At 71.0% G+C, this 20,907-nt stretch carries 20 protein-coding genes and 3 pseudogenes; 14 read left to right on the forward strand and 9 right to left on the reverse strand.

The genetic code is table 11. The annotated features are described in order from the left end of the window. Positions 1 to 152: 152 nt before the first annotated feature. Positions 153 to 1,017, reverse strand: a pseudogene (locus tag ASG63_RS04985) (IS3 family transposase); the annotation flags it as partial. Between the two features lie 72 nt (positions 1,018 to 1,089). On the opposite strand from ASG63_RS04985, the gene ASG63_RS04990 reads away from it, so the two are divergent. Beyond that, the gene (locus ASG63_RS04990) at positions 1,090 to 2,133 is read left to right on the forward strand and encodes an IS110 family transposase (protein WP_056212722.1); all 1,044 of its coding nucleotides are present in this window, start codon (positions 1,090 to 1,092) and stop codon (positions 2,131 to 2,133) included. A 272-nt stretch (positions 2,134 to 2,405) separates the two neighbouring features. Here the strand turns inward: ASG63_RS04990 and ASG63_RS24990 are convergent. Beyond that, positions 2,406 to 2,679: pseudogene (locus tag ASG63_RS24990) on the reverse strand (transposase); the annotation flags it as partial. Between the two features lie 167 nt (positions 2,680 to 2,846). Here ASG63_RS24990 and ASG63_RS23980 point away from each other — a divergent pair. Then, positions 2,847 to 3,454 (forward strand): annotated as a pseudogene (locus ASG63_RS23980) (integrase core domain-containing protein); the annotation flags it as partial. Positions 3,455 to 3,522: 68 nt separating this feature from the next. Here ASG63_RS23980 and ASG63_RS05005 read toward each other — a convergent pair. Next, entirely contained in the window at positions 3,523 to 4,419 is an 897-nt protein-coding gene (locus tag ASG63_RS05005; RefSeq protein ID WP_056212726.1) for a ketopantoate reductase family protein, read from the reverse strand. Between the two features lie 466 nt (positions 4,420 to 4,885). Between ASG63_RS05005 and ASG63_RS05010 the strand changes: the two genes are divergently transcribed. The 5 genes from ASG63_RS05010 to ASG63_RS05030 all read left to right on the forward strand — a co-directional run bounded on the left by ASG63_RS05010 (position 4,886) and on the right by ASG63_RS05030 (position 7,390). Further along, complete coding sequence (locus ASG63_RS05010; RefSeq protein WP_056212728.1) at positions 4,886 to 5,449, forward strand: Hsp20 family protein; 564 nt, start codon at positions 4,886 to 4,888, stop codon at positions 5,447 to 5,449. 133 nt (positions 5,450 to 5,582) lie between these two features. Next, positions 5,583 to 6,104: an Hsp20/alpha crystallin family protein gene (locus ASG63_RS05015; RefSeq protein WP_056212730.1), complete on the forward strand. Its 522-nt coding sequence runs from the start codon at positions 5,583 to 5,585 to the stop codon at positions 6,102 to 6,104. Positions 6,105 to 6,247: 143 nt separating this feature from the next. Then, the gene (locus tag ASG63_RS05020) at positions 6,248 to 6,616 is read left to right on the forward strand and encodes a hypothetical protein (protein ID WP_244479569.1); all 369 of its coding nucleotides are present in this window, start codon (positions 6,248 to 6,250) and stop codon (positions 6,614 to 6,616) included. A 15-nt stretch (positions 6,617 to 6,631) separates the two neighbouring features. Continuing rightward, positions 6,632 to 7,006: a hypothetical protein gene (locus ASG63_RS05025; protein ID WP_056212733.1), complete on the forward strand. Its 375-nt coding sequence runs from the start codon at positions 6,632 to 6,634 to the stop codon at positions 7,004 to 7,006. An 18-nt stretch (positions 7,007 to 7,024) separates the two neighbouring features. Then, a complete protein-coding gene (locus tag ASG63_RS05030; RefSeq protein WP_244479568.1) occupies positions 7,025 to 7,390 on the forward strand; it encodes a hypothetical protein in 366 nt (121 codons plus the stop codon). 72 nt (positions 7,391 to 7,462) lie between these two features. Here ASG63_RS05030 and ASG63_RS05035 read toward each other — a convergent pair whose 3' ends face one another. Next, positions 7,463 to 7,873, reverse strand: coding sequence for a DUF1236 domain-containing protein (locus ASG63_RS05035; protein ID WP_056212735.1), 411 nt, complete (start codon positions 7,871 to 7,873; stop codon positions 7,463 to 7,465). Between the two features lie 183 nt (positions 7,874 to 8,056). Here ASG63_RS05035 and ASG63_RS05040 point away from each other — a divergent pair, with 183 nt between their 5' ends. Both ASG63_RS05040 and ASG63_RS05045 read left to right on the forward strand, forming a co-directional pair. Then, complete coding sequence (locus tag ASG63_RS05040; protein WP_056212737.1) at positions 8,057 to 8,677, forward strand: pyridoxamine 5'-phosphate oxidase family protein; 621 nt, start codon at positions 8,057 to 8,059, stop codon at positions 8,675 to 8,677. Positions 8,678 to 8,934: 257 nt separating this feature from the next. Continuing rightward, a complete protein-coding gene (locus ASG63_RS05045; RefSeq protein WP_056212739.1) occupies positions 8,935 to 11,592 on the forward strand; it encodes an MGH1-like glycoside hydrolase domain-containing protein in 2,658 nt (885 codons plus the stop codon). Positions 11,593 to 11,624: 32 nt separating this feature from the next. Here ASG63_RS05045 and ASG63_RS05050 read toward each other — a convergent pair whose 3' ends face one another. Further along, positions 11,625 to 11,894 carry a hypothetical protein gene (locus tag ASG63_RS05050; protein WP_056212741.1) on the reverse strand — a complete coding sequence of 90 codons (270 nt, stop codon included), beginning with the start codon at positions 11,892 to 11,894 and terminating at the stop codon, positions 11,625 to 11,627. 249 nt (positions 11,895 to 12,143) lie between these two features. Then, a complete protein-coding gene (locus ASG63_RS05055; protein WP_056212745.1) occupies positions 12,144 to 13,529 on the reverse strand; it encodes an FAD/NAD(P)-binding protein in 1,386 nt (461 codons plus the stop codon). Between the two features lie 313 nt (positions 13,530 to 13,842). On the opposite strand from ASG63_RS05055, the gene ASG63_RS05060 reads away from it, so the two are divergent. From ASG63_RS05060 to ASG63_RS05075, 4 genes are read left to right on the forward strand one after another with little or no spacing between them, the layout of a single operon-like run. After that, entirely contained in the window at positions 13,843 to 14,946 is a 1,104-nt protein-coding gene (locus ASG63_RS05060) for an LLM class flavin-dependent oxidoreductase (protein WP_056212747.1), read from the forward strand. Then, positions 14,946 to 15,887 (forward strand): ABC transporter substrate-binding protein, encoded by a 942-nt coding sequence (locus ASG63_RS05065; RefSeq protein ID WP_056212749.1) that lies wholly within the window; start codon positions 14,946 to 14,948, stop codon positions 15,885 to 15,887. Before ASG63_RS05060 ends, ASG63_RS05065 begins: the two co-directional genes overlap by 1 nt. Before the next feature lie 29 nt (positions 15,888 to 15,916). Next, positions 15,917 to 16,453, forward strand: coding sequence for a cupin domain-containing protein (locus tag ASG63_RS05070; RefSeq protein WP_056212751.1), 537 nt, complete (start codon positions 15,917 to 15,919; stop codon positions 16,451 to 16,453). A 14-nt stretch (positions 16,454 to 16,467) separates the two neighbouring features. Then, a complete protein-coding gene (locus ASG63_RS05075) occupies positions 16,468 to 17,436 on the forward strand; it encodes an aliphatic sulfonate ABC transporter substrate-binding protein (RefSeq protein WP_056212753.1) in 969 nt (322 codons plus the stop codon). Between the two features lie 48 nt (positions 17,437 to 17,484). On the opposite strand, the gene ASG63_RS05080 is transcribed toward ASG63_RS05075, so the two are convergent. Beyond that, positions 17,485 to 18,231 carry a glucose 1-dehydrogenase gene (locus tag ASG63_RS05080; RefSeq protein ID WP_056212755.1) on the reverse strand — a complete coding sequence of 249 codons (747 nt, stop codon included), beginning with the start codon at positions 18,229 to 18,231 and terminating at the stop codon, positions 17,485 to 17,487. A gap of 107 nt (positions 18,232 to 18,338) precedes the next feature. On the opposite strand from ASG63_RS05080, the gene ASG63_RS05085 reads away from it, so the two are divergent. After that, a complete protein-coding gene (locus ASG63_RS05085; protein ID WP_056212757.1) occupies positions 18,339 to 18,704 on the forward strand; it encodes an ArsR/SmtB family transcription factor in 366 nt (121 codons plus the stop codon). A gap of 203 nt (positions 18,705 to 18,907) precedes the next feature. On the opposite strand, the gene ASG63_RS05090 is transcribed toward ASG63_RS05085, so the two are convergent. Both ASG63_RS05090 and ASG63_RS05095 read right to left on the reverse strand, forming a co-directional pair. Continuing rightward, entirely contained in the window at positions 18,908 to 20,170 is a 1,263-nt protein-coding gene (locus tag ASG63_RS05090; protein WP_056212760.1) for a D-serine ammonia-lyase, read from the reverse strand. A gap of 241 nt (positions 20,171 to 20,411) precedes the next feature. Continuing rightward, positions 20,412 to 20,876 carry an Lrp/AsnC family transcriptional regulator gene (locus tag ASG63_RS05095; protein ID WP_055953482.1) on the reverse strand — a complete coding sequence of 155 codons (465 nt, stop codon included), beginning with the start codon at positions 20,874 to 20,876 and terminating at the stop codon, positions 20,412 to 20,414. Between the last annotated feature and the right edge of the window lie 31 nt (positions 20,877 to 20,907).

Raw genomic sequence — 20,907 nt, forward strand, 5'->3', positions numbered from 1 at the left:
GCAGATTGGCCTCGTCCCAGGTGATGCCGGGCTTTGCTAAACATGTTTTCATACGCCTTCGCGCTCCTGCTGCCGGGCTTTGCTAAACATGTTTTCATACGCCTTCGCGCTCCTTGACCTGACCGGTATTTTGGACCGAGCCGATTGAGAGGCTACTGCATGGTGGCGGCCATGGGTAGCTGGAAGGCCAGATCCGGGAGGGTGACAGGCGCCGGTGGCCGGTAGCCCAACGACGAATGCGGCCGAACACGGTTGTAGGTATTCTGCCAGATCCCAATCACGGTCTGTGCCTCCTTGAGCGCGTAGAAGATTTCTTGGCGTAGGCACTCGTCTTTCAGCTTGCCATTGAAGCTTTCGCAGTCGCCATTCTCCCACGGCGATCCTGGTGCAATGTACTGGATCTGCGGGCCGGTTTTGGCGACCCACTTCCGCAAAGCCTTCGCGATCATCTCTGGGCCGTTGTTGCGACGGATGTTCCCCGGGATGCCATGCAGACACATCGCATCGGCCAGGGCCTCGATCACGCCCAGGCTGTTGATGCGCCGGGCCACCTTCAGGGCGAGACAAGCCCGGCTGTGCTCGTCAATCAGCGTCAGGATGCGCAGGCTTCGCCCGTCGTGGGTCTGGCCTTGCACGAAGTCGAAGCTCCAGACGTGATTGCGATGGAGCGGCCGCAGCCGCACACAGGAGCCGTCGTTCAACCACAACCGGCTTCGCGGCCGATGCTTTTGCGGGAGCTTGAGCCCCTCACGACGCCAGATCCACTGAAGCCGGTTCTTTCCCCACCTGCCACCCCGCTGCCTGCAGCAGCGCGGTGACGCGGCGGTAGCCGTAGCGTCCGTACTCGGACGCCAAGGCGACGATGGCGCGGGTCAGCGCATCCTCGTCAGCCGGCACGGTCGGTATGTAGCGTTGCGTGCCCCGGTGCTGGCCGACGATCCGGCAGGCATGGCGTTCTGAGAGACCATACTTCTCCCTGATGCCGTCGGCGGCCTGCCGGYGTCGCTCCGGGGCTAGATGGGGTATTCGGGGTGCGTCGCGCGGTGGAAGCGGCATGATGGTGCTCTGAACCAACCTCGGAGCCCTGCCATGGACCAGCAGCACCACGTCGGCCTCGATGTCTCCGTGAAGGAGACCGCGATCTGCATCGTCGATCCCCACGGCAAGGTCGTACACCGCGCCACGGTCGAGAGCCATCCCGAGGTTATCAGCCGGCATCTCAGCGACCTCGGACACAGCTACGGGCGTGTCGGCCTGGAGGCGGGGCCGCTCTCGCCTTGGCTCTACGCCGGCCTGGTCGAGGCAGGGCTCCCGGCGATCTGCGTTGAGACCCGTCACATGCACGCTGCCCTCTCGGTGCGCATCAACAAGACCGACCGCAATGACGCCATGGGCATCGCCCAGATGATGCGGGTCGGCCTGTTCAAGCCGGTTCACGTCAAGACGCCGGCCAGCCAGCAGCGCCGCCTGCTCCTGACCTCGCGCAAGCTCCTGCAGCGCAAGGCCTACGACATCGAGAGCGACCTACGCGGCCAGTTGCGCAACTTCGGCCTCAAGGTCGGCGTCGTGGGGGCTGCCGGGTTCGAGCAGCGCGTGCGCGACCTCGTGCTCGATCTGCCGTTCGTCGCGGCCGTGGTCCTGCCGCTGCTAGAGGCACGCTCCGCGCTGCGGACCCAGCTCGCCAAGCTGCACAAGATGCTGCTGGACCAGGTCCGTACCGATCCGATCTGCCGGCGGCTGATGACCGCGCCTGGCGTCGGGCCGATCGTGGCGTTGACCTACCGCACCTGCGTCGACAATCCGGCTCGGTTCGGGCGCTCGCAATGCGTTGGGGCACATTACGGTCTGACGCCGCGGCTCTACCAGTCCGGCGAGACGATGCGGATCGGACGGATCTCGAAGTGCGGGGACACGATGATGCGTGCCGCGCTGTATGAGGCCGCGCTCGTGCTGCTAACCAGCCCGCGCGGCCGGTGGTCCTCGCTGAAGGTCTGGGGACTGGCGGTGGCCAAGCGGCGGGGCATGCAGAAGGCGCTCGTGGCCGTCGCCCGCAAGCTGGCGATTGTGCTGCACCGCATGTGGCGCGACGAGACGGACTTCCGCTGGTCGGTCGCGACCGCTACGGCGGCCTGAGGCCCGCACACCAGCATAACGTAACACCGAGCTCCTCCGGCGTGGAGGAGGTCCCTGTGGGGACGACGGGAGCGGGTGAGACCGAGGAAACTCGAGCGTCGGTTCTGCCGAGCGCGCGGCTTAGATGGCTCCACTCACTCCCTCTGATCCCATCATGAGGCGGCCCACGTCGACCTCGGAGAGAAGCAAGAGCTCCACAGGACCGTTCACGCGCCGAACCAGGATGCGCACGAAAGGGAGTTGACCGATGAACCCCGAATCGAGAAAAAGTTTCCCGCGGCGACGTCCGCCAGCACCTGCTTCTCCAACGATAAGTCAGCCACGAGCCGGCGCAATCGCGCGTTCTCGCGCTCCAGATCCTTCATCCGGCGCGCCTGGTCGATTTTGCAAGCCGCCGTACTCCTTGCGCCAGCGTGAGTCGCTTTGCTCGGAGATCTCGACCTCCTTGCAGGCCAGGGCTAAACTCTTGCCCTGCGCCGTCTGAACCTCGATCTGGCGAAGCTTCAGCACCACCTGCTCCGCACCCGTCTTCTGACCTCGCCGCATGTCCAGCTCCTTCAGTCCTGGCTGATCCTCTCAATCAGCCCGGTCCAAAGCCAGCCAGTCAGGTCAGGTGCTCCGCACCCGTCTTCTGACCTCGCCGCATGTCCAGCTCCTTCAGTCCTGGCTGATCCTCTCAATCAGCCCGGTCCAAAGCCAGCCAGTCAGGTCACTTCGAAGACGACCCACCCGGCGACTTCCACATCGATCTGGCTGAGGTCCACGCGGCGGAACGGCGGCTCTACCTGCTCGTCGCCATCGACCGCACGACCAAGTTCGCCTTCGTGAAATTGCATGAGAAGGTACCGCGGAGGGTTGCGGGTGACTTCCTCCGCCATCTCATCGATGCGGTGCCGTACAAGGTGCACACGGTGCTCATCGACAACGGCACTACGACACCCGGCAACGTTGCCTTGGCCCCCTCCATCATCAGGCAGGCGATTGCCGCCGGAGAGACCTTCCGAGCCGACAGCTTCGAGTCTGCCTGCGCCCGAAACGATATCAACCATCGTCTGACCAAGCCGCGGCACCCCTGGACGAATGGGCAGGTCGATCGGATGGACCGCACGATCAAGGACGCGACGGTCAAGCGCTACCACTATGAAAGCCACGAGCAGCTCCGCGCCCGTCTGGCCGACTTCGTCAGCACCTACAACTTTGGCCGGCGCCTGAGTCGCTGCAGGGTCTCACGCCCTACGAGGCCATCTGCAAAGCATGGTCCGCAGAGCCCGGTCGCTTCAGGTCAAACCCGCTTCACCAAATGCCGGGGCCAAATAACTAGGGCGACGCCGTTCTTTAAAATCCTACTTAAGATCCTTTCGATTTTGCTTCTGGCGGCGGGCTCACTTGTTATGCAAATGCCCCGCCCTCCATCGCCCGAACCAGCGCCGTCAGCACCTGATTGACCGGCGTGGCGATCCCGGCCGCCTGGCCTTTGTGCAGGATGAACCCGTTGAGATGGGCGATCTCGCTGGGCCTGCCTCGTGCCAGATCCTGGGCGGTGGAGGAGATCTGGTCCGGCATGGTCGCCGCGAGGGCGAGGACCTGGATCAGGATGTCGGGCGCCACCGCGATGCTCGAGGCTTGCGCGACGGCGACGCATTCGGCCACGAGGTCCGTCATCACGGCGTCGATGCCCGGTACTCCGAGAAGCCGGCCGTAGGGCAGCCGCGTGATCGCCGAGAGGGCGTTGTAGGCGCAGTTGACGATCAGCTTGCCCCAGAGGGCGTCGAGGGCGCGGTCGGAGACCTCCGTCGGGATGCCGGCGGCGGCGAAGAGCGCGGCCACCTCGGCGCTGCGGGGGAACGGACCCATCACCACGTCGCCCCGGCCGTAATGCCGGACATGGCCGGGGCCCGGCATCCCGGTCGCGACGTAGACCGCCACCGGCACCACCGGCCGGCCGAGAACCGCCTGGAGCCGCTCGGGGTTGTCGACGCCGTTCTGAAAGCTCAGCACCGCTGCGTCGGGCGTCAGGAACGGGGCGATCGTCCGGCCGACCGTCTCGGTGTCGCCGGACTTGACGCAGACCAGCACCACGTCGGCGCCGGCCACCCCCGCCGCTTCGGTCGTGGCCTGCAGGCGCACCGCCTCCTGCCCGGCCGCGGTCTCCAGGAGGAGGCCGCGCGCCTGGATCGCGTCCACGTGGACCGCCCGTCCGACCAGGGTGACGGTGGCCCCGGCGCGCGCCAGCAGGGCGCCGTAATAGCACCCCACCGACCCCGCCCCCATCACGGCGACCTTCATCACAGGCTCTCCCTCTATGCGATCCAGGCGGGTGGCTTACGGCAGGGCGACGCGCAGGGCCAGCGTCGCCCCCGCGAGGCTCCCGGTCGGGACCATGATGCGGGGCGTCGAAGTTCGCCCGCGCGGTCCGCGCCGATCACCGGGACCTCCGTTCTCGGCAGGGCCGGCCCGCGCTCGGGCGCCTGCAGAATCCGCAGGCCCGCCTCCACCAAGGAACGGCCGAGCAGGGGCCGCCCGAGACCACCGGTCACCGCCGCCCGGACGCCCATCGGCGTGATCGCCGTGCAGGCGGCGCCCCCGGATGCCGTGCCGAGGCAACGGAACCCCGAAAAAAATTGGTCGCGGCCCGGAACCGCACGCAAACGACGACGTTTCGCGCGTGCGGGGCTCGATGGCCCGCGATCAGGGCGCCGGCGCACGCGTCCGGCGTCCCTCGTCATCACGTTGCTCAACGGAGGATGTGGTCATGAGGACTTACGATGTGTCACCCCTGTTCCGGTCCTCGGTCGGCTTCGACCGGCTGTTCGATCTGCTGACCCAGGCCGAGCGGGTTGAGGCCTCGACGGCCTGGCCGCCCTACAACATCGAGAAGGCCGCCGAGGACAGCTATCGCATCACCATGGCGGTGGCCGGCTTCACGCCGGACGAGATCGACCTCGTCCAGCACGACACCACCCTGCTGGTCTCCGGCCAGAAGACGGGCCCGGAGGGCGAGCGGCAGTATCTCCACCGGGGAATCGCGTCTCGGTCGTTTCGCCAGACCTTCAACCTCGCCGAACACGTCACCGTGCTCGGGGCGTCCCTGGAGAACGGGCTCCTCACCGTCGACCTCAAGCGCGCGGTTCCCGAGGCTCTGAAGCCGCGCCGCATCGCCATCGGCGGGGCCCCGGGCGCCGTCGGACAGGATAACGCGCCGGCCCGGATCGGGGAACCCGAGCCGAGGGAAACGCAAGAGCCCGGCGCTCGGAGCGTCGAAAGCCAAAGGACAGGCGAGAGCACCCACGGCCAGGGACAGCCCGAGGCCGCCTGATGCCCCGCCCGGTCGCCGGGCGATCCGAATCCGGCCCCGTTCGGACATCCGATCCCTCGCGGACCCGTGGTGCCGTGAAGACCTCCGGGCCCGCGAAAAACCTTTGGACGTCAACCCTGCTGATGGAGTGCACATGAGTGTGAGAGATCTTCTTCCCTGGACGCGCAACGCGGGGGCCGCCGTGCTCGGGCCGATGCGGTCCGAGCCGCTGAGCCCCGTCCTGACCCTCCACCGCGAGATGAACCGCCTGTTCGACGACGTCTTCAGCGGCCTGAACGGCGCCTCCGCCCTCGGCCGGGGCGCCGCCGGCTGGCCCAGCGTCGAACTCGTCGAGACGGACCAGGGCCTGCGGGTCTCGGCCGAGCTGCCGGGCCTCGACGAGAAGGATGTCGAGGTGCTGATCGAGGACGGTGTCCTCACCCTGCGCGGCGAGAAGCGCTCGGAGACGAGCGACGCGGCCCGCGGCTACACGGAGCGCGCCTACGGCCGCTTCGAGCGGACGATCGCGCTGCCGTTCGCGGTCGAGAAGGACAAGGCGGAGGCTACCGTCCGGAACGGCGTCCTCAGCGTGACCCTGCCCCGCTCGGCCCAGGTTCCGGCCTCGGCGCGCCGCATTGCGATCACCGGCGGCGTGCAGACCGGGACGGCCCATTGACCGGCGCCCGAGCCCGGGCGGCCTGACGCGGCGGGCGCGGACCCTCGGGTCGCGCCCGCCGATCCCGCGCTCCCGAGGAGATCCCCGTTCACCCAGAGACTCTTGCTCACGAAGAGACCCTTGCTCACGAAGAGGAGGATGTCATGCAGTTGCTGGACACACCCATCGAGCGCCTGGGGCCGCTGGCCTCGGCGACCCTCCGGGCGACGGCCGTCGATCCGTTCGAGGCCTTCGTCGCGCCGGGCGACGTCTTCCGGCACCCGCGCGAGGTGCTGACCTATCCGGGCCTGTCGCTCGCCGAGAAGCGCGCCGTCCTGGCCTCCTGGGCCTCGGATTCGCGCGCCGTCGAGTCCTGCCCGGCCCTGCGGTGCCTCGAGGGCTGCCGGGCCGAGCCGGTGCCCCTCGACGCGGTGCTGGCCGCGCTCCAGGCCCTGGACGCGGTACCGGTGGCGGGGATCTGCGCCCGCGACGGCCAGGCGGGCGAGGCCGCTGCGGCGGACGGTCTGAACTGAGGGCGGAGGTGCGGCATGCCGACCTTTCCGCTGAAAAGCCCGCCCCATCGGCCGGACGGGCACCGCCGGGCCGGGATGCCGTGGCACGGCGCCGACGTGACGCGCCTTGTCGACGGGGTCGTCACAACAGGCCTCTGCGTCGGGCTCGCCGTGCTCCTGCGGGCGTGGCTGGCCGGGCCGGCCCTGGCGGGCGCGACCCTGGCAGGGCTCCTCACGGGCGCCGGCTATGTCTGGCTCGCCGTGGCGATCACCGGGGACGACGCACCCGGCGATACCCGGCGCGCGACGCCCTGGGACGTCACTGCCTGGCATGTGACCGCCTGGGATGTGGCCCTGGTGATCCTCGCCGCCAGCGTCGCCGTGCAGGCCGCGGCGCCGCTCGGTGCCTGATTGGAGCGCGAGACCCCCATGCGTGACACCATCCTCGCCGTCGGACACAGGTCGCCGCCCGTAGCTCCGGACCCTGGACGCCGCGACCCGGACTGGGAGCGTGCGCTCGTCAACCCGGCCGCGGTGTTCGGCACCGTCCGGGCCGTCCTCGATCACCCGCGCCTGATGCGCGGCGTCAAGCGGGAGATCCTGCGGCGCTGGGCCTGGGACGAACACCTCAAGGAGGTGGCGGCCTCCGAGGGCATGGCGGAGGGGGAGCCCTCGTGCCTGGACGAGGTCCGGGCCGCCCTCCTCAGCCTCGACGCGGCGTGGCGGCCGAAGCCCTCCGCCCCCGCGGCGGCCATCCCGCTCCTGCGGGAAGCGGACGACCGCCTCGCCGCCTGATTCCCCCATCGCGGCCGGCCCCTCCCCGCAGGTACCGTTCGGGCCTGTTCGGCCGACGCGCTCCGGCGCGGGTCAGTCGATGACTTCGACCACGCGGCGGGTGCCCGGCTCGACCAGCACCGGGTGGTCGTTGACGATGGTGTAGTTGTAGCCCTTCAGCGCGAATTCCGACGGGACGTCGTAGTAGACCACGCCGTCTTCGGGCAGCACGGCGCCGACCCGGACGGTGCCCTGATAGGCGTAGGACGGCCGCCGCTCGGCGCTGGCGTAGATCCGGAAGCGTTCGCGCCGGTCGACGCCGAGGATACCGTTGGCCGTGCCGACGGCGGCGCCGATCGCGCCGCCCACCACCGCGCCGAGGGGGCCGGCCGCCAGCTCGCCCCGCGCGGCCCCTTCCTGCGCGCCCTGGACGAGGCCTTGCGCCTGGACCGGGCCGAGGCTCGCCAGGACGAGGGCCGAGGCGGCGAGGATCTTGAGGGTCATGGGGCGGGTCTCCGGTGCGGATGGATGCGGCTGCGAGCGGGCAACGCGGCCCGGCCCGTCCGGTGCCGGTGGTCGTACCGACAAAGCCGACCCGTGTCGCGCCGGACACAGCGGCGTCACGAGGCGTCTCCATGAGGGGCCAGGTTTCGCGCGTACAGATCACGAGGATGGGACAGGAAACCGATGGCGGCCGTCGAGACGATCGAAAAGCTGGAGCGCATCTACGGAGCCCCCGGGGCCGTCGGGGAGGCCTCGACCACCAAGGTCGCGGACCACATCACCCCGGATTACGGGCGCTTCATCGCGGTCGCGCCCTTCGTCGCCCTGGCGACCGTCGGCCCGGAGGGGCTGGACTGCTCGCCGCGCGGCGATGTCCCGGGCTTCGTGCGCGTCGCCGATCCCCGCACGCTGATCCTGCCGGACCGGCGCGGCAACAACCGGATCGACAGCCTGCGCAACGTCGTGCGCGACCCGCGGGTGGGGCTGATGTTCCTCATCCCGGGCATCGGCAACGCCCTGCGGGTCAACGGCCGAGCCGTGGTGGAGGACGATCCGGCCCTGCTCGCCAGCTTCGCGGTGGACGGCAAGGCGCCGCGCACCGCCCTCGTGATCACCGTGGGCGAGGTCTACTTCCAATGCGCCCGCGCGTTGATTCGCTCGGGCCTGTGGCGCCCGGACAGCCACGTCGATCCGAAGACCCTGCCGAGCCCCGGCGAGATCCTGGCCGGGTTGAGCGGGGGGCGCGTCGGCGGCGAGGCCTACGACGCGTCCTGGGCCGAGCGGGCGCGCCAGACGATGTGGTGACCTCCGGGGCCCGGGTCCGCGGATGCGAAAACGGCACGGCGTCTGGCCGGCTTGGCGCTGATGATGCATCTGAGCCGCCTCCCGTTCCGAAATCCCCTGCCCTGAAGTTCCCCGCCCCGAACTCCCCTGCCCCGAAGTTCCCCGGACCTAATGATCGCCCTCCTCCCGCCCCGCCACACCGCCGACCCCTCCGCCCGCCCTGCCCCGCCCCGGACCGGGACGGCGGCGCGCCCGGCGCGCGGCACCGTGAGGCGGGTATGAGCGAGCTCGACGGCTGGGCCGAGCGCCGGCGCATCGCCGAGCAGGGGCGCGGCGAGCGGCCCTGGTCCCTGTGGGGCCCGTATCTCAGCGAGCGCCAGTGGGGCACCGTGCGGGAGGATTACAGCCGGGACGGCAATGCGTGGCGCTCGCTGCCGCACGACGAGGCGCGCTCGCGGGCCTATCGCTGGGGTGAGGACGGGCTCGCCGGCCTCTGCGACGAGCGCGGGCAGATGTGCCTCGCCCTCGCCCTCTGGAACGGGCGCGACCACATCCTGAAGGAGCGCCTGTTCGGCCTCGCCAACGAGGAGGGCAACCACGGCGAAGACGTCAAGGAGGTCTACCACTACCTCGATGCGGTCCCGAGCCATGCCTACCTGAAGTTCCTCTACCGCTACCCGCAGGGGGCCTACCCCTACGACGACCTCGTGCGCGAGGGGCTGCAGCGCGGCCGCGACCAGCCGGAATACGAGATCGAGGACACCGGGCTGTTCGCCGAGAACCGCTTCTTCGACGTCACGGTGGAATACGCCAAGGAGGACGTCGAGGACATCCACGTGGTGATCACGGCGGTGAACCGCGGCCCCGAGACGGCGGACCTGCACATCATCCCGCAGATCTGGTTCCGCAACACCTGGTCCTGGTGCGAGGCGGCGGCGCACCGGCGCCCGGCTCTCACCCTGCGCCCCGACGGCGGCATCGCCTGCGAGCACCCCCGCCTCGGGCTCTACCGCCTCAGCTTCGACGGCTATCCCGACCCGCTGTTCTGCGAGAACGACACCAACCTGCGCCTGCACGGCTGGGAGCCCGACGCTCCGGGCCCGTTCAAGGACGGCCTGCACGCGGCGATCGTGGACGGCGACGACGGGGCCGTGCGGCGCGATGCCGGCACCAAGCTCGGGCTGCACTACTTCCGCCAGTTGGAACCGGGCGAGACCACCCGGGTGACCTTACGCCTCGCGGCCGGCCCGCGCCTGCGCCCCGTGGACCGCGAGGGCACCATCGTCCATCGCCGGATCGCCGAGGCCGATGCCTTCTACGAGGCGCTGCAGGACGGCATCGGGGATGCCGATTCCCGCGCCATCTACCGGCAGGCCGCCGCCGGCCTGATCTGGTCGAAGCAGCTCTATGCCTACGACGTCCGGCTCTGGCTCAAGGGCGACCCGCTGCAGCCGGTGCCGCCCAAGGAGCGCGACAACGGCCGCAACGCGCATTGGCGCCACTTCGCCGGAGCGGACGTGCTCTCGATGCCGGACAAGTGGGAATACCCCTGGTTCGCCGCCTGGGACCTCGCCTTCCACTGCCTGCCGTTGGCGCTGCTCGATCCGGACTTCGCCAAGAAGCAGCTCCTGCTCCTCACCCGCGAATGGTACATGCACCCGAACGGCCAGCTGCCGGCCTACGAGTGGGAGTTCGGCGACGCCAACCCGCCGGTCCATGCCTGGGCCACCTACCGGGTCTTCGAGATCGACCGGGACCGGCGCGGCGGGCGCGGCGACCTCGCCTTCCTGGAGGGCGTGTTCCACAAGCTCCTCATCAACTTCACCTGGTGGGTGAACCGCAAGGACGCGGACGGCCGCAACGTCTTCCAGGGCGGCTTCCTCGGCCTCGACAATGTCGGGGTGTTCGACCGCTCGCGCCCGCCGCCGGGCTTCGGCCGCATCCACCAGGCGGACGGCACCGCCTGGATGGCGATGTACGCCCTCAACATGATGCGCATCGCCCTCGAGCTGGCGCTCCACAACGACGTCTACGAGAGCACCGCCTCGAAGTTCTTCGAGCACTTCCTGCTCATCGCCGAGGCGATGACCGACATGGGCGGCGAGGGCTTCGGCCTCTGGGACGAGGAGGACGCGTTCTACTACGACGAGGTCGACATCCCCGGCGGCGGCATGCTGCCCCTGCGGGTCCGCTCGGTGGTCGGCCTGGTGCCGCTCTTTGCCGTCGAGGTGATCGAGCCCTGGGTGCTGCAGCGCCTGCCCGATTTCGCGCGGCGCCTGAACTGGCTCCTGGAGCACCGCCCCCACCTCGCCTGCCTCGTCTCCCGCTGGGACGAGGGCGGCGTGCAGGACCGCAAGCTGCTGTCGCTCCTGCGCGGCCACCGGATGAAGGCGCTCCTGCGCCGGATGCTCGACGAGGCCGAGTTCCTCTCGGCCCACGGCATCCGCTCCCTGTCGAAGGCCCACCGCGACCAGCCCTACGCGCTGAACGAATTCGGCGCCTCCTTCACGGTGCGCTACGACCCGGCGGATTCCACCTCGAACATGTTCGGCGGCAACTCGAACTGGCGCGGGCCGGTCTGGATGCCGATGAACTACCTCATCATCGAGGCCCTGCGCCGCTTCCACACCTATTACGGCGACGACTTCCTGGTGGAGTACCCCACCGGCTCCGGCGACCACCGGACCCTGGCCGCCATCGCGGACGCCCTGGAGGACCGGCTGATCGCCCTGTTCACCAAGGATGCGGAGGGCCGCCGCCCGGCCTTCGGCGACCGGCCGCCGATCCCGCCCGCCCCCGGCGCCGAAGAGGCCCTGCTGTTCCACGAGTTCTTCGACGGCGACACCGGCCGCGGCCTCGGCGCCTCGCACCAGACGGGCTGGACCGCGCTGATCCTCAACCTGCTGCACACCCGCGCCCGGCGGCCGGCGGGATAGGAAGCTGGGGAGCGCCGTGGGGGACCGACCCCTCAGGCGATGGGCTGGCTCAGATAGGCCACCATCATCTCGGCGACGGCGCGGTCGGCGTAGTCCGACACGCTCTCGCGCCAGGCGACCGGGAAGGCCTCGACCACGCTGCGGCCGGCCAGGACCTCGGCGAGTTCGTGCGGCAGGAGCCCGTTCTCGATCGCCGCGGCGGCCGCCGCCCGACCGTAGCTTCGCCGGACGTTGTGCGGTCCGGCCAGGATCGCGGGGTTCGCGGCCCCGGTCGGCTCAAAGGCTGTGGTGTGAAAGCTCATGGTCGTTATCCCCGCCGAACTGTTGCCCTGTCTGCGTCGCGTTGCGTCCTACGCAGCGGCGACAGGGGGCGGGGCGGAAGGCGCGGCGGCGGTGATGCTGGGACGGCTGGCTCATGGCGTCGGCTCCGATCGTCGGCGTATCCGTGCGGCCGATGGAAGAGACGATAGCCGCATCGCCCGGGAATGTGCTCCCAAAGATCCGGCGCGGCGGAGAGGGGCGTCTCACCGAAGACCGTTTCGGCGAAAGGCTCAGGCGGCCAGGCGGTCGCCGAGCTGGTCGGCCACCGCCCGGGCCAGGGGGCGGGCCGCGTCGCGGATGTCCGGCACCGCGATGCATTCCCAGACCACGCCGCGCAGCATCGGCCCGAAGGCCCAGATCGGGGCGTCGTGCGACGCGCCAGCGACCCGGCCCCCGGGGCTCGCCGCGATGCCGAGGCCGAACGGGCCGGGCCGGACGAGGCCGCGCGCCAGCAGGTTGCGGATCAGCGGGTCGTCAGTCTCGGCGAGCCGGCTGAAGCCGGTGGCGTCGAGGATGCCCTGGACCGCGATCCGCTCGCGTCCGTCGGTGCCGCGCGGGCGCAGCGTCACCACCGCTCCATCCGGGGCCTCGTCGATGGCGAGGATGCGCCCGGCCCGGACCACGAGGCCGCCGCTGCGGATCTCGGCCACGATCGCCTCCGCCGCCGGGGGCGCCGTGCGGTGGCGGTGCACGTCCCAGTAGGGGCGGACATGGCGCAGGATTCGCGCCTGCTCGGCCCGCGGCAGCCCGGCCCAGAGGGCGTCGGTGATCGGGCGCAGGGCGTCGATGACCCCGCGCCAGTCGGCGTCGGCGGCCTGGGCCACCGCGATCTCGCGCCGGATGGCGGCGACGAGTGCGCGGGCGGAGCTGCGGATTTCGGGGGTGAGCTCGGGGCGCCGCGCCGCCGGGACGGCGGCGTGGGGCTTCGGCAGCAGCCCCCGGCGGGACACGGCGACGATGCGGCCGGCGAACCCTTCGCGGCGCAGGGCCGCCACCGAATCCATCATGGTCAGGCCCGTGCCGATCACCAGCACGTCGCGCGCCGGGTCGAGGGTGCCGAACGCCTCCGGGTGCCACGGATCGAGCCGGTGCCGGCCCGGCGCGAGCGCCGGGCCCGGAAGGTTGCCCATCGCCAGGACCAGGCCCGCCACGACCCGGGGCGGCACGCCCGCGCCGTGCAGCCGGAAGCCCTCCGGCACCGGCTCCACGTCGCGGATCGCCGCGCGCAGGGGGATCAGCCGGTCGCCGGCCCCGGCCGCCACGCGGTCCCAGCGCTCGGCGAGGTAGCGACCGTAGAGCCCGCGCGCCGCAAAGGTGCCGGCCTCGGTCTCGCGAATTCCCTGCCGCTCCGCCGCACCCAGGGGCGTGCACGCCAGCCAGTCCGCGAAGTCCTCGGGCCGCTCCGGGTCGGCGCTCATCTGGCTCGCCCGAAGGTTCAGGAGATGGTCCGGGTTGGGGGTGGCGTAGGCGAGCCCGAGGCCGAAGGGGCGGCTGCCCTCGCAGAGCAGCACAGGGCGGTCCACCGGCAGTGCGCGCAGCAGTTGCTCCGCCGCCATCAGGCCGCTGAAGCCGCCGCCGATGATCGCGATGGGAAGCGGCCGGTGGGTGGAGGTCATGGCGATGGGCTCCCGGGTGGTACTCCACTGGGCTCTTACGGGCGTTCGTTTTAGAGAACAAGCGTGTATTCGGGCGGCGACGCAGTCGGAAGGCATGCGGCGATTTCCGCCGAAACGGAGGCTGCGGGGAGCATAGACGCAGGATATTCCAGGATACCGATGCGACGTGGGATGGTCTCCTCCGTCAATTGGTTCTTTAAAAAGAACGTTCTCGTTGACTCGCGGGGCAGTGAACGGGACGATGCAGGCGGCTCGGCGAGCCCTGGCCGAGCCCGGCCGCCCGTCGCCGACACATACCCTTGAGAGGGACGTCATGAGCTTCCTCGAACCGGACGCCGTCGAGTTCATCGGCTTCGCCGCCCCCCGCGAACAGTCGGAGATCCACGCGCCTACGGGCCCGGCCATCGACCGGGACTACCTGCGCCTGCTGGCCCAGGCCCATGAATGGGGCGGGTTCGACCGCATCCTGGTGGCCTTCTACGCCACGGCGCCCGACGCGCTCCTGCTCGCGGCGCAGGTCGCGGCGGTGACGGAGCGCATCGGCCTGATGATCGCCCACCGCACGGGCTTCACCGCGCCCACCGTGGCGGCGCGCCAGTTCGCCACCCTCGACCAGCTCACCGGCGGGCGCGTCGCGCTCCACGCGATCAGCGGTGGCGACGACCGCGAGCTGGCCCGGGACGGCGACCACCTGACCAAGGACCAGCGCTACGCGCGCACCGACGAGTTCCTGGCCATCGCCCGGCAGGTCTGGACCGCCGCGCGCCCCTTCGATTTCGCCGGCGCGCACTACCGGGTCGCGGGCGGTTTCTCCGAGGTGAAGCCCGTCGATCCGCGTGGCATCCCGGTCTATTTCGGCGGCGCCTCGCCGCCCGCCATCGCGGTGGCGGGCCGGCACGCCGACACCTACGCCCTCTGGGGCGAGAGCCTGGATCAGGTCCGCGAGGCGATTCGGACGGTCCGCGCCGCGGCGGCGCCCCACGGGCGGTCCCCGCGCTTCAGCCTGTCGTTCCGGCCGATCCTGGCCGACACCGAGGAGGCCGCTTGGGCCCGGGCGGAGGACATCCTGGCCCGGACCCGCGCCACCCGGGCCGCGCAGGGGCTCGGCCCGGCGGCGACCCCGGAGAACGAGGGTTCGCGCCGCCTCCTGGCCGCAGCGGCGCAAGGGAACCGCCTCGACACCCGGCTCTACACCGCCATCGCTCGGGAAACCGGGGCGTCCGGCAACTCCACCGCCCTGGTGGGCACGCCCGAGCAGGTCGCCGAGGCGCTGCTGGCCTATCACGACCTCGGGGTGCGCACCTTCCTGATCCGCGGCTTCGACCCCCTGGAGGACGCCCTCGCGTATGGCCGCACCCTGATCCCGGCGGTCCGCCGGCTGCTGGCCCGGCGCGGTCCCCGGGCGGAGGCGGCGTGATGCGGCTTCCCCTCGCGGTCCTCGCGCTTCTGGCCCTCGCCGGTCTCGCCCGCGCCGACGAGGCGGTGCTGCGCGTCGGCGACCAGCGCGGCAATGCCCGCGCCCTGATGGAGGCGGCCGGCGTGCTGGCCGACCTGCCCTACCGCCTCGACTGGAGCGAGTTTCCCGCCGCCGCGCCCCTGCTGGAGGCGCTGAATGCCGGGGCGATCGATGCCGGCGGGGTGGGCGACGCGCCCTTCACCTTCGCGGCCGCCGCCGGGGTGCCGGTGAAGGCGTTCCTCGCCTTCCGCAACCGGCAGGACGGCCTCGCCATCCTGGTGGCGAAGGATTCGCCGATCCGGACGGTCGCGGACCTGAAGGGGAAGAGCATCGCCACCAATCGCGGCTCCATTGGCCATCAGGTCGTGCTCGCGGCCCTCGAAGAGGCGGGTCTGCCGGCCAGCGCCGTGACCCTGCGCTTCCTGCCACCGGCGGACGCCAAGATCGCCCTGGCCAGCGGCAGCGTCGACGCCTGGGCGACCTGGGAGCCCTACACCTCCACCGCCGAGCTCGCCGGCCTCGCCCGGGTGGTCCGGGACGGCAACGGCATCACGCCGGGCCTGAGCTTCGCGGTGGCGAGCGACGCCGCCCTGACGACCAAGCGGGCGCAGCTCGCCGATTTCGGGCGGCGCCTCGTGGCGGCCCGGGACTGGGCCCTGAAGGATCCCGCCCCCTACGCCGCCGTCTGGTCGAAGCTCATCGGCCTGCCCGAGGCGGTGCCCCTGCGCTGGTTCGCCCGGGCGCAGTACCGGGCCGTGCCGATCGACGAGGCCGTCATCGCCGACGAGCAGCGCAACATCGACCTCTACGTCCGCTCCGGGCTGATCCCGCAGGCCCGCGCGCCGAAGGCCGCGGCGATCCTCGATCGCAGCTTCGAACCGGGAGCCGCTGCGGTACGATAGGCCGCGAAGTCCAGCGCGAGAGGCGAGCCATGCACGGCGACCACGACCACGACCACGACGACAACCACGATCATAACCACAGCCACCACGACCACGCCCACGCGGCGGCCGAGCGCTGGAAGCACGACGGCGTGCGGGTGATCCCGGGCGACAAGCTCGACGCCAACACGGCCCAGACGCCGGGCATGTTCCGGCAGGCGGCGATCAACCAAGCCCGGGTCGGCGCCCAGAAGATCTGGGCCGGCACCGTGGCGATCGCCCCCGACGCCAAGACCGGCGTCCACCACCACGGCGCCCTGGAGAGCGTGATCTACGTGGTCTCGGGCCGCGCCCGGATGCGCTGGGGTGACCGGCTCGAATACGTGGCCGAGGCCGGCCCCGGCGACTTCATCTTCGTGCCGCCCTACGTGCCGCACCAGGAGATCAACGCCGATCCGGACCAGCCCCTGAACTGCGTCCTCGTGCGCTCCGACAACGAGGCCGTGGTGGTCAACATCACCGAGGTCGAGCCCGTCGAACGGCCCGAGACGGTCCACTGGGTCGACCCCATCCACAAGCATCCCTGACGAGACGAGACCCCATGATCCATCGCCGCCACGCGTTGCGCGCCGCCGCCGCGCTCAGCCTGTTCGCCCTGACCCTCGCCCCCGGCTCCGGCCGGGCCGCCGAGGGGGGCAAACTCCGCATCGGTTTCCAGAAATCCTCGACGCTGATCGCCCTGCTGAAGGAGGAGTCCGCCCTGGAGAAGGCCCTGGCGCCGCTGAACGTCACCGTCACGTGGCACGAGTTCACCAGCGGCCTGCCGATCATGGAGGCCCTGAATGCCGGGCAGATCGACGTGTCGGCGGATGTGGCCGACACCGTGCCGATCTTCGCCCAGGCCGCCCAGGCGCGGATCGCCTACATCGCCCAGGAGGCGGCCTCGCCGACCGCGCAGGCGGTCCTGGTCGCGGCCGATTCGCCGATCAGGACGGTCGCCGACCTGAAGGGCCGCAAGGTCGCGGTGACCAAGGGGGCCGGCAGCCACTACCTGCTCCTGGCCGCCCTCGCGGCCGAAAAACTGCCCTTCAAGGCGATCAGCCCGGCCTACCTGACGCCGTCGGACGGGCGCGCGGCCTTGGCCAGCGGCAGCGTCGAGGCCTGGGTCGCCTGGGACCCGTTCCTGTCGGCGGCCGAGCAGCAGACCGGCGCCCGCGTCCTGCGCGACGGCACCGGCCTGTCCCAGTACAAGCGCTACTACCTTGCCGGGGCCGACTATGCGACGCAGCGCGCGGACGTGCTCGCGCTGCTTTTCGGCAAGCTGCGCGAGACCGGGGCCTGGGTGAAGGCCAACCCGGACGCCGCCGCCGCCCGGCTCGGCGCCCTGTGGAAGCTCGACCCGGCCATCGTCCGGCAGGCGAATGCCCGGCGCAGCTACCAGGTCGAGCCCGTCACCCACGCCGCCCTCGCCGAGCAGCAGACCATCGCAGACGCCTTCCGCGCCGAGGGCCTGCTCCCCCGCGCCGTCGACGCCGCTTCCCTGCCGATCTGGGCGCCGCCGGGTCTCTGATCGGGCCGGCCTCGCAACGCCCCGTCGGGGCGCCCGAGGCCGGACCGTTCAGCGGATGCCGCCGCTGGCGGTGATGTTCTCGCCGGTGAGCCAGCGGGCCTCGTCCGAGGCCAGGAAGGCGACGACGTCGGCGATGTCGCCCGGGTGGCCGGCACGGCCCAGCGGCGTCTGGGCAACGAAGCCGGCTTCCATCTCCGAGCCGGTGATGCCGGCCGTGTGCGTGCCCTCGGTGACCACGTAGCCCGGGCTGACCGTGTTGACGCGGATGCGGCGCGGGGCGAGCTCGTTGGCGAGGACGCCCGAGATCGCGTTCACGGCGCCCTTGGTCCCGCTGTAGACCGCGGCGGCCGGGGTGCTCACATGGGTGATGGCCGAGGAGATGTTGACGATGCTCCCGCCCTCCCCGAGGTGCTTGGCCGCCGCCCCGGAGGCGAGCAGGACGCCCAGCACGTTGACGTCGAAGAGCCGGCGGTAATGCGCCTCCGTGACCTCCTCGATCGGGGCGAATTCATAGACGCCGGAATTGTTGACCAGCACGTCGAGCCGGCCGAACTGCGCCACCGCCGCCTCGATCAGGGCCTGCGCCTCCGCGGCCTTCGAGACGTCCGCCCGCACCGCGATCGCCCGCCCGCCCGCGGCGGTGATCCCCGCCACCACCGCCTCCGCGCCCGCCTGGCTCGACGCGTAATTGACCACCACCGCCGCGCCGTCCCGTGCCAGCGCCGTGGCGATTCCCGCGCCGATGCCCTTCGACGCGCCGGTCACGACGGCTACCTTGCCCTGAAGCTTCGACATCTCAGCATCCTTCGACCCTGGGCCGGCGCCGCCATGGCGCCCTGCGTCCCATAGTTCTGAAGTTCGGAACTTCCGAAGCTGGGATCAAGCCCCTAGACGTCGAAACCATGAGACCGATGTTTCACCCCGCGCCCGAGGACCTGCAGGCAAGTGCGATCCTGCACGCCCTGGCCGACCCGAACCGGGCCGCGATCTTCGCCAACATCATGCGGGCGGGCTGCGTCGAGGCCTGCACGTCGCTCGCGGCTTTGGGCGACCGGGTGATCCCGAAATCCTCGCTCTCCAACCACTTCAAGGTGCTGCGCGAGGCTGGGCTGATCCGCAGCGAGCGCCACGGCATCGAGATGCGCAACCACGCTCGCTGGGACGAGGTGGAGGCCCGCTTTCCGGGCCTGCTGCGGTCGATTCTGAACGCCTATGCGGGCGAGGGGCCACGGGGGGAGCCGCCCCTGCCTGCCTCCGATCCCGACTAGCTGCGGGCGTTCCGATCGCCGACAAATCCGCGCCGTCATTCCGGGGCGCCGAAGGCGAGCCCGGAATCCAGAGCCGCCGACAGTGCAGGTCCTTGCACCACATGTGTTTCTGGATCCCGGGTTCCGCTGCGCGGCCCCGGGATGACGGGGTGCTTCAGGTGGAGGGCACGGGGGGTGATGGAGCTGCCCCTCGGCCGACCCCCTCACCCTGCGGCCGCCAGCGCCTTCTGGAACTCCGCCTCGGGCAGGAGCGCCCCGCCGGTGGTCCACACCACCTGGGTGGCGTCGCGCCAGTCCGGCCGGGTCGCGAGCGTCGGGCGGACCGCTGCGAAGGCGGCGGCGGCGGAGGGTTCGAGGCGCAGGGCCGCCCGCTGCCAGAGGTCGCGGACCCCGGCGAAGAGCGCGGAATCCGTCACCGTGACGATTCCCGCGACGAGCGGGCCGACGGTGCCGGCGACGAGGAGCGAGGCGCTCGACACCGCGAGGCCGTCGGCGGCGGTGCGGTTGTCGAGGCCGATGTCGTAGACGCTGACCGGCCGGTCGAGCCCGGCGGCGAGCTGCACCAGCATGCAGGGGGCGGCGACGGGCTCGACGAAGACGCAGTGCACCGCGTCGCCGAACAGGAGCTTCAGCCCGAGGGTGACGCCCCCCGGCGCCCCCCCGACCCCGCAGGGCAGGTAGACCACCAGGGGATGCGCGGCATCGACCGGGATGCCGGCCGCCGCCAGCTGGCGCTCCAGGTCGAAGGCCGCCGCGGCGTAGCCGAGGAACAGGTCGACCGAGCTCTCGTCGTCGACGAAATGCGCGTCCGCCCGGTCCCCGAAGGCCTCCCGCGCCGCCGCGACCGCGCTGCCGTAATCGCCCGCATGCTCCACCACCCGGGCCCCGATGTCGCGCAGGCGCTGCTTCTTCCAGGCCTTGGCGTCGTGGGACATGTGGACCTCGACCTGAAAGCCGAGCGCGCGGGCCATCACCCCGACGCTGAAGCCGAGATTGCCGGTGCTGCCCACCGCCACGGTGAAGGCTCCGAAAGCGGCCCGGATCTCGGGCTCGGCCAGGCGCGCGTAGGACTCGCCCGCGCGCAGCCAGCCCCGCGACAGGGCCAGCCGCTCGGCCGTGACCAGCACCTCGTAGACGCCGCCGCGCGCCTTGATGCAGCCCGTCACCGGCAGGTCGTGGTCGGCCTTCACCCAGACGGCCGGTGCCTCGCTGCCGCAGAGATGGGCGGCGACCTCCGGGGCCAGCGGCAGCAGGGGCGAATCGATCCGCCCGGTCTCCAGCTCGGGGAACAGCGCCTTCAGCAGCGGGTCGCACCGGCGCCAGCGCGCCTCCGCGTCGCGAACCTCGGCGAGGCCGAAGGTGAGCCCGGGCAGGACCTCGGCCGCCGACCGGACCTGCGGGTTGCACCAGACCGTCGGACGCCCTGCGCGCACGGCCTCCGGAATTCCCTGCGGTTGGTCGGACATGGGGGTGGACCTTTATCGGTGGTTGGAAGCGTGAGCGCGACGCAGCCCTCCTCCCCCTTGTGGGGAGGAGCTGAAGGTAAGGGTGGTTGGGCGACCAGCGATCTTAGGACACCAGTGGAGCCACCCCCCACCCCTGACCCCTCCCCACAAGGGGGAGGGGAACGCGCCCTGCGTCCGGGCCGTGCGTCGGGCGAAGCCGGCAGCCTTCTCAACAAGCCACGCGGCCCGGTCGCAACCGGTCTCAAATATCCAGCGGCGCATTGTCGACCACCTCCTTCATGACGAAGAAGGTCCGGGTCTGGCGGACCCCCGGCAGGGCGATCAGGGTCGCGCTGTGGAGGCGGTTGAAATCCGCCATGTCGGAGACGCGGATCTTGAGGAAGTAGTCGAAATCGCCGGCCACGAGGTGGCAGTCGAGCACCATCGGCATGGCCCGGGCCGCGGCCTCGAAGGCGGCGAAGCTCTCCGGTGTCGAGCGGTCCAGCACCACGCCCACCATCACCAGGGAGCCGCGCCCGACCTTCTCCGGCGCGATCTGCGCCCGCACGCCCCGGACGTAGCCCTCGTCGAACAGGCGCTGGATGCGCCGGTGGCAGGTGGCCGCGCTGGTGTTCACCCGCTTGGCGATCTCGGCATTGCCCATGCGCCCGTCGGCCTGGAGCAGGCGCAGGATCTTCAGGTCCATGCGGTCCAGCCCTGCGTCCATGAAAGATCCTTTCGCAAGGGGCACTATCGAC

Origin of the sequence: Methylobacterium sp. Leaf94 (assembly GCF_001426045.1) — a bacterium.
In the GTDB taxonomy this organism is placed as follows: Bacteria; Pseudomonadota; Alphaproteobacteria; order Rhizobiales; family Beijerinckiaceae; genus Methylobacterium.

What these genes read in the sequence shown, in the direction of transcription:
- ASG63_RS05055 (WP_056212745.1), bottom strand. Translation starts at nt 13,529, where the DNA reads ATGACCTCCACCCACCGGCCGCTTCCCATCGCGATCATCGGCGGCGGC.
- ASG63_RS05070 (WP_056212751.1), top strand. Translation starts at nt 15,917, where the DNA reads ATGCACGGCGACCACGACCACGACCACGACGACAACCACGATCATAAC.
- ASG63_RS05060 (WP_056212747.1), top strand. Translation starts at nt 13,843, where the DNA reads ATGAGCTTCCTCGAACCGGACGCCGTCGAGTTCATCGGCTTCGCCGCC.
- ASG63_RS05005 (WP_056212726.1), bottom strand. Translation starts at nt 4,419, where the DNA reads ATGAAGGTCGCCGTGATGGGGGCGGGGTCGGTGGGGTGCTATTACGGC.
- ASG63_RS05015 (WP_056212730.1), top strand. Translation starts at nt 5,583, where the DNA reads ATGAGTGTGAGAGATCTTCTTCCCTGGACGCGCAACGCGGGGGCCGCC.
- ASG63_RS04990 (WP_056212722.1), top strand. Translation starts at nt 1,090, where the DNA reads ATGGACCAGCAGCACCACGTCGGCCTCGATGTCTCCGTGAAGGAGACC.
- ASG63_RS05080 (WP_056212755.1), bottom strand. Translation starts at nt 18,231, where the DNA reads ATGTCGAAGCTTCAGGGCAAGGTAGCCGTCGTGACCGGCGCGTCGAAG.
- ASG63_RS05045 (WP_056212739.1), top strand. Translation starts at nt 8,935, where the DNA reads ATGAGCGAGCTCGACGGCTGGGCCGAGCGCCGGCGCATCGCCGAGCAG.
- ASG63_RS05075 (WP_056212753.1), top strand. Translation starts at nt 16,468, where the DNA reads ATGATCCATCGCCGCCACGCGTTGCGCGCCGCCGCCGCGCTCAGCCTG.
- ASG63_RS05090 (WP_056212760.1), bottom strand. Translation starts at nt 20,170, where the DNA reads ATGTCCGACCAACCGCAGGGAATTCCGGAGGCCGTGCGCGCAGGGCGT.
- ASG63_RS05050 (WP_056212741.1), bottom strand. Translation starts at nt 11,894, where the DNA reads ATGAGCTTTCACACCACAGCCTTTGAGCCGACCGGGGCCGCGAACCCC.
- ASG63_RS05035 (WP_056212735.1), bottom strand. Translation starts at nt 7,873, where the DNA reads ATGACCCTCAAGATCCTCGCCGCCTCGGCCCTCGTCCTGGCGAGCCTC.
- ASG63_RS05030 (WP_244479568.1), top strand. Translation starts at nt 7,025, where the DNA reads ATGCGTGACACCATCCTCGCCGTCGGACACAGGTCGCCGCCCGTAGCT.
- ASG63_RS05095 (WP_055953482.1), bottom strand. Translation starts at nt 20,876, where the DNA reads ATGGACGCAGGGCTGGACCGCATGGACCTGAAGATCCTGCGCCTGCTC.
- ASG63_RS05065 (WP_056212749.1), top strand. Translation starts at nt 14,946, where the DNA reads ATGCGGCTTCCCCTCGCGGTCCTCGCGCTTCTGGCCCTCGCCGGTCTC.
- ASG63_RS05085 (WP_056212757.1), top strand. Translation starts at nt 18,339, where the DNA reads ATGAGACCGATGTTTCACCCCGCGCCCGAGGACCTGCAGGCAAGTGCG.
- ASG63_RS05025 (WP_056212733.1), top strand. Translation starts at nt 6,632, where the DNA reads ATGCCGACCTTTCCGCTGAAAAGCCCGCCCCATCGGCCGGACGGGCAC.
- ASG63_RS05040 (WP_056212737.1), top strand. Translation starts at nt 8,057, where the DNA reads ATGGCGGCCGTCGAGACGATCGAAAAGCTGGAGCGCATCTACGGAGCC.
- ASG63_RS05010 (WP_056212728.1), top strand. Translation starts at nt 4,886, where the DNA reads ATGAGGACTTACGATGTGTCACCCCTGTTCCGGTCCTCGGTCGGCTTC.
- ASG63_RS05020 (WP_244479569.1), top strand. Translation starts at nt 6,248, where the DNA reads ATGCAGTTGCTGGACACACCCATCGAGCGCCTGGGGCCGCTGGCCTCG.